Origin of the sequence: Paenibacillus qinlingensis (assembly GCF_031455095.1) — a bacterium.
GTDB lineage: Bacteria > Bacillota > Bacilli > Paenibacillales > NBRC-103111 > Paenibacillus_E > Paenibacillus_E qinlingensis_A.
Map to the genome: position 1 here is coordinate 1 of NZ_JAVDSB010000038.1, position 5,458 is coordinate 5,458.

A 5,458-nucleotide genomic window follows, 5' to 3' on the forward strand; every position below is an offset into this window, starting at 1 on the left:
CTCGACTGTGCTTACTCACTCGTTGTTCAGTTTTCAAAGATCAATTTCTTTCGTTCACTGCCGTGTTACCGAAGCAGCGAGAAGTAATATACCATATTGAATTCTCATTTGCAAGCTTTATTTCATTTCATCCATTCGTGAAGATATTCAACACGTTCAGAATCCAATGGTTTGTGCTTGCTGCTTCTTGTCCTGTTCGGAGCAAGAAACATAATATAGCACAAACCATTTCGTAATGCAAACTTAATCCTGAACTATTTTAGACGAATACTTTTTAGCAAAATCTCAAGAGGTTCCCTCTCTTCAGTCTCCCCTCGATGATCATGCTCCACAAGCTTATCCAACCGCGCGATCTGATGACCATAGTCGTACATGGCTGCAGCCACAATGGAGAGTCGAAGCATACCATTTGGTTGCTCACTGTATCGCGCAAGGAGATCGACCATAAACTGTTCGTTCTCCGCTTCAATTTCCAAACCATCCGAGCTCGTTTCCTTCAACTTATCATCGTATTTCAATAGTACATGCTCGTGGTACTTAATCAATTTTTCCATATGGTCATCGAAACATACATCTGTTTCCGCACTTGGGGAAGCCTGAAAATAATGCTCATCTACAGCTTCCAGTACTTCAAGTCCTTTGGACATAACAAGCAGTTTCTGTTTGTATACGACGAGTTCGCGGATACGTTTGGAGCCGCTGCCCTTCAACTTCTTAATTTCTTCTTCCATAAGTCTATATTTCTCTGACAATGACTTTAAGCTATTGCGAAGACTTTCCTTTTCTTCACGAAACACCGTTTCCTTAATCTCATTCGAAATCACCGTGCGAAGGAGCAGTGACATTTTGCTGAAAATAGATCCGATCTGTGCTGCGAATTGCTCCTTAGGCTTAGGTGGGAAGAATAGGACGTTCACCACAAAAGCACATCCGATCCCGATTAAGCTAAGCAGTAGTCGATTAAGCGCAAAACGCCACTCCCCCGACGCCTCCATCACAGCAACTACAGTAACTAAGGTAAGACCAATTGTCTCTTCCATGCGTAAACGTAGACTAAGAATGATAACAATAATACATACAATGCCAATAGCAATCACATTCTGCGAGAAAAACATCCCCGCCAATAAGGCAAAAGCCGCACCAAGAATGTTCGTCTGCAACTGATCCAAGAAATAACGCCAAGAGCGATATATCGAAGGCTGCATCGCAAAAATCGCCGCAACAGCCGCAATGACTGGTGGCGTGAATTCGAGCCAAGCACTTATATATAAAGCTAATGCAACAGCGATGCCTGTTTTCCACACGCGCGCCCCAAATACCATGACTCTCACCTCACCCAAAATATCCTACATCTATCTTACACAGGTCATGTGAAGGATGCAAAACATCAAATAATACGAAAAAACCACCCCCAGCAATTGCCGAAGGTGGTTCGTGCTCAACAGAATCTGCTAAGCTTTGGTGTTTTTGGTACTCGGACTACTCGCCGCACTTGATGTACCGGATGCCTTGGCCGCCATTGCAGCGGCTTTTAGACCTTTACTCTTGTAGGGTTTCGGGGCACTCTTCGCTCGGTTCTCGCTTGCTTTCCACCGATTCCAGCCTTTGCTGTCAGTACCTCTACCTGTTCCACCTTTACCCTTAGCCATAAACTCACTCCATACCTGTTACTTCTTATTTATTAGTTAATAAACCCGACCAAGTCGATTCTAGCCATTGATCAAAATCAGAGCCTTTGTCACCTTCGTAGGTGTCATACACATCACTTCTCATTTTTTGCAGCTTTTCTTTGAAAGCCTCATACGTATGACCTTCAGGTAGGCTTTTCTTAATGCGAAGCAAAATTTTGCCTACACCTTTGATCAGGTCACCTTTCTTACGAGGGGGCAATTGTACATCCTCACCTAGTAGTTTAAGCTTGCGGTAAGCCGTCTCCTGGATGACATATACCGTATCGTTCGCCATTAGACGTTTAAGAATATGAACGGATTGCTGGTCATCGTGCTCGCCTAATGCCTCGACAGCTGCAAGACGTTCCCTCCAATTCGATGTGCGGTTTGCTGCTTTTTTTAACTCTTCAAAATCGGTTGGTAACTCATTGTGTAATTCAATATTCAACGGATTCAAGCTCCTTCTGTATGCTGTATGTGTTAGATGTTACACTTTTTTTAGGCTGAGTGCCAACTTTTTGAAGGGATTAGTTTATGGAAGTACCACTAGCACATTAAAAAAGCAACGATCGGCTCGCTTAATCCGCGAACGTCTCGTTGCTTTTCTTTTTTCATCCCTATGAACAATAACATGACATCACCTAGCTCAATACAACCCCCCTACAGTACTTGCACACTGGCGCATCGATCTCAATTTCCTCCTTGCAGTAGGAGCAGGGCTTGTGCGTTTTCACTTCAGCAGGCGCTGTGGATTTACTTCTTCTTAGACTCATGACAACCAGCACACCAACAACCACGACAATCACAGCCAAAATCCAATAAATCATACGAAACACCTCCCAGTTGATAACCAACTTTTGATGATTTCCGTATATGTATATTCGCTCACTGGACTGTTATGAATGCGTTTCAGTTACGCTTATGTCGAAAATTACAGCCACATCTGCTGCTGATATGACATCTCCCAAAACAGAGTCTCATAGCGAGTTGTATTCAAGAAAATAGTTTCTAATCGCGCTAATTCGCTTTCTGATTTCCCTACAGCTAGTTGATCCATGAGAGAAATACACCATTGCGCGTGTTGACCAAACTCGTCCGAACTGTACCCTCTCACCCATTCACCGTAGTCTGGATGATCTACTGCACCCGGAAATTCCTTCAACATACGCCCAATCTCCCAGTAACTCCACATACAAGGAAGCAAGGCTGCCGTCAACTCGGCTAATCCGCCATTCTGTGCCACATGCAACATATAATGCGAATAAGCGAGCGTTATCGGTGATGGTTCTGCTTGCTCCAACTCCTCTTTCGTAATTCCGAAGCGAGCCGCGTAAGAACGATGAATGCCCATTTCCTCATGTAAAATATTACTAAGAGACGCTGAGAATTCACTCATCGTTGTGAGATCTGGTGCTTTGATCGCACCTAAAGCGAATAATTTGGCATAATCAATTAAATATAAATAGTCTTGAATCATATAGAACCTAAATTTATTACGGTCCAGGGTTCCTCGACCTAGTTCTTGAACAAAAGGATGCTGCTGAGTTTGCTGCCATTCGTGTTGATATTTTTGGACTAGATGCTGGGTAAAGGACATGATGGATTCTCCTCCGACATGAGATTCTTATGATTTATATTAATGGAGTGAACAAATTGAAAGAGCATAAGTAGATTTGGTGAACTCTACTATTTTACCATATATTAACTTTAATTCTAGTTCTAAATCGTAGATAAAAAAACAATGACCATCCATTGTGTGGAGGATCATTGTTTTACGAATAGATATGTAGGTTGGATCAGGCCCGTTAGACCAAGTCACAGGCATCAGCAGGCATCCAATGCGCATCCTTACCGTCCCATTTCACATTACATCCTAGTGGGTTCGTCAACGGTAACGTAATCGCTTGACCAGAGGTCAGCTCTTCTAAGGCGATATCTAAATTATTTATTGTGATTTTTGACGCATCCTTAGGATTATCAACGCCGCGTCCCGTGTAGACTAATTTGCGGTTTTCATCAAAGACATAAAAATGCGGCGTTCTTAGTGCTCCATAGGCTAATGCCGTTTCTTGGGATTCGTCTCTTAGATACGTCCATGGATATTGATGTTCCTCCATGTGCGATACCATATGATCAAAGGAGTCTTCTGGCTTGGTGTTCACGCTGTTAGCGTTGATGCCTACGAACTGCACACCTTTATCTTTATAGCGATTGGCTGTTTCGCGTGTAACTTCATTAGAACCGATTACATAAGGGCAATGGTTGCAGGTGAAAAAAATAACGAGCGTCTTGGCGTCGTTGAAATCTTTCAACGTGTATGTTTGTCCATTCGTAGCTGGTAATGAAAAATCAGGCGCTTCATCTCCGAGCGATAAAGTAAAGGTAAAAGCCATGTCTCATGCCCCTCTCAACCCTGAAAATTTATAGTTGGTTCTCCCCAGTACTCTGGAAAAACTCAATGATTTCACCATTTAATCCTTTAACAAAGGCAATACGTACAGGTGTTGGCGGATTCACGCCTAGAATCGCATCTTTAGGTGCTACCGTCACGACCGCACCAGCAGCTACGGCTACCTCAACAGCAGCATCTACATTATTACTGCGAAACGCAACATGGAAGAAATAACCTTCTGGTTTCTCCTCGCCTGTCCCACCAGCGAACACCTCCATGTAATTCCCATCACCAGAGTCAAGCAGAACTGCTCGCTTATCCCCTTCTCCCCAGTTGTTCTTCTCTACAAATCCTAAACCTTCTGTATAAAACTTGACTGTTGCGTCAAAATCATTCGCTCTCAGTGCAACGTGATGAAAACCTCCGCCGCCTATTTTCGCATTCGTTCCCACTTACTTTAGCCTCCTTCAAATGATTACTTTCACTTCTTTTCCAGTATACTCGAACATGTCCGGTTAGAAAATGAGTTACATCAAGGTAACTAAGTTACCTTCGGTAAGAGAGAAGTACAAAAAACCACATTCCTTCATCAAGATGATGAAAAAATGTGGTTGATATCGGGACGACACGATTTGAACATGCGACCCCCTGCTCCCAAAGCAGGTGCTCTACCAAGCTGAGCTACGTCCCGATAATAAAAAGCGGAAGACGGGGATCGAACCCGCGACCCTCGCCTTGGCAAGGCGATGCTCTACCGCTGAGCCACTTCCGCATAAGGATCCCCAAACCGTAAGTTACGACTTGGGGATGTTTGATGCGCGTAGAGGGACTTGAACCCCCACGGTCGCCCGCTAGATCCTAAGTCTAGTGCGTCTGCCAATTCCGCCATACGCGCATGCTGTAAATAAGGCAATGGTGAGTCATGTAGGATTCGAACCTACGACACCCTGATTAAAAGTCAGGTGCTCTACCAACTGAGCTAATGACTCAAATCTTGTAAAAAATGGCTGGGGATCAAGGATTTGAACCTTGGCATGACGGAGTCAAAGTCCGTTGCCTTACCGCTTGGCTAATCCCCATTGATGTTATTGGCAGGGGCAGCAGGAATTGAACCCACACCAAAGGTTTTGGAGACCTTTGTTCTACCCTTAAACTATGCCCCTAGATAAGGTATATGGAGGCTGATGGATTCGAACCACCGAACTCGAAGAGAGCAGATTTACAGTCTGCCGTGTTTAGCCACTTCACTAAGCCTCCATAAAGGCAATTCTAACTAGGCAAAAAAAATATCCCAAAGGGATACTGCTTGGCAACGTTCTACTCTCCCAGAACCCTGCGGTTCAAGTACCATCGACGCTGGAAGGCTTAACGGTCGTGTTCGAGATGGGAACGCGTG

General features: G+C 44.1%; 7 protein-coding genes, 7 tRNA genes and 1 rRNA gene. All 15 read right to left on the bottom strand.

The genetic code is table 11. The features are described from left to right. Nucleotides 1-254: 254 nt before the first annotated feature. On the bottom strand, nt 255-1,322 hold the full coding sequence (locus J2736_RS34140) for an FUSC family protein (RefSeq protein ID WP_310502964.1): 1,068 nt from the start codon (nt 1,320-1,322) through the stop codon (nt 255-257). A gap of 129 nt (nt 1,323-1,451) precedes the next feature. Next, complete coding sequence (locus J2736_RS34145; protein ID WP_310502965.1) at nt 1,452-1,649, bottom strand: DUF3934 family protein; 198 nt, start codon at nt 1,647-1,649, stop codon at nt 1,452-1,454. Between the two features lie 25 nt (nt 1,650-1,674). Next, nucleotides 1,675-2,118, bottom strand: a complete 444-nt coding sequence (locus J2736_RS34150) for a HEAT repeat domain-containing protein (protein ID WP_397342251.1) — start codon at nt 2,116-2,118, stop codon at nt 1,675-1,677. 193 nt (nt 2,119-2,311) lie between these two features. Further along, nucleotides 2,312-2,497: a hypothetical protein gene (locus tag J2736_RS34155; RefSeq protein WP_310502967.1), complete on the bottom strand. Its 186-nt coding sequence runs from the start codon at nt 2,495-2,497 to the stop codon at nt 2,312-2,314. Nucleotides 2,498-2,601: 104 nt separating this feature from the next. Beyond that, the gene (tenA, locus tag J2736_RS34160) at nt 2,602-3,267 is read right to left on the bottom strand and encodes a thiaminase II (protein ID WP_310502968.1); all 666 of its coding nucleotides are present in this window, start codon (nt 3,265-3,267) and stop codon (nt 2,602-2,604) included. A gap of 208 nt (nt 3,268-3,475) precedes the next feature. Beyond that, nucleotides 3,476-4,063 carry a thioredoxin family protein gene (locus J2736_RS34165; RefSeq protein WP_310502969.1) on the bottom strand — a complete coding sequence of 196 codons (588 nt, stop codon included), beginning with the start codon at nt 4,061-4,063 and terminating at the stop codon, nt 3,476-3,478. 28 nt (nt 4,064-4,091) lie between these two features. Then, nucleotides 4,092-4,514 (bottom strand): VOC family protein, encoded by a 423-nt coding sequence (locus J2736_RS34170; protein WP_310502970.1) that lies wholly within the window; start codon nt 4,512-4,514, stop codon nt 4,092-4,094. 165 nt (nt 4,515-4,679) lie between these two features. Beyond that, nucleotides 4,680-4,753 (bottom strand) — tRNA-Pro (locus tag J2736_RS34175). Between the two features lie 9 nt (nt 4,754-4,762). Then, nucleotides 4,763-4,834: transfer RNA gene (locus J2736_RS34180), tRNA-Gly, on the bottom strand. A 43-nt stretch (nt 4,835-4,877) separates the two neighbouring features. Beyond that, nucleotides 4,878-4,957 (bottom strand) — tRNA-Leu (locus tag J2736_RS34185). An 18-nt stretch (nt 4,958-4,975) separates the two neighbouring features. Continuing rightward, nucleotides 4,976-5,051 (bottom strand) — tRNA-Lys (locus J2736_RS34190). A 15-nt stretch (nt 5,052-5,066) separates the two neighbouring features. Further along, nucleotides 5,067-5,141: transfer RNA gene (locus J2736_RS34195), tRNA-Gln, on the bottom strand. 10 nt (nt 5,142-5,151) lie between these two features. Further along, nucleotides 5,152-5,225: transfer RNA gene (locus tag J2736_RS34200), tRNA-Trp, on the bottom strand. A gap of 12 nt (nt 5,226-5,237) precedes the next feature. After that, nucleotides 5,238-5,319: transfer RNA gene (locus J2736_RS34205), tRNA-Tyr, on the bottom strand. 47 nt (nt 5,320-5,366) lie between these two features. Continuing rightward, a 5S ribosomal RNA gene (gene rrf / locus J2736_RS34210) occupies nt 5,367-5,458 on the bottom strand; the annotation flags it as partial.

Coding starts and splice junctions, on each gene's coding strand:
- J2736_RS34140 (WP_310502964.1), bottom strand. CDS start 1,322: ATGGTATTTGGGGCGCGCGTGTGGAAAACAGGCATCGCTGTTGCATTA.
- J2736_RS34145 (WP_310502965.1), bottom strand. CDS start 1,649: ATGGCTAAGGGTAAAGGTGGAACAGGTAGAGGTACTGACAGCAAAGGC.
- J2736_RS34155 (WP_310502967.1), bottom strand. CDS start 2,497: ATGATTTATTGGATTTTGGCTGTGATTGTCGTGGTTGTTGGTGTGCTG.
- tenA (WP_310502968.1), bottom strand. CDS start 3,267: ATGTCCTTTACCCAGCATCTAGTCCAAAAATATCAACACGAATGGCAG.
- J2736_RS34165 (WP_310502969.1), bottom strand. CDS start 4,063: ATGGCTTTTACCTTTACTTTATCGCTCGGAGATGAAGCGCCTGATTTT.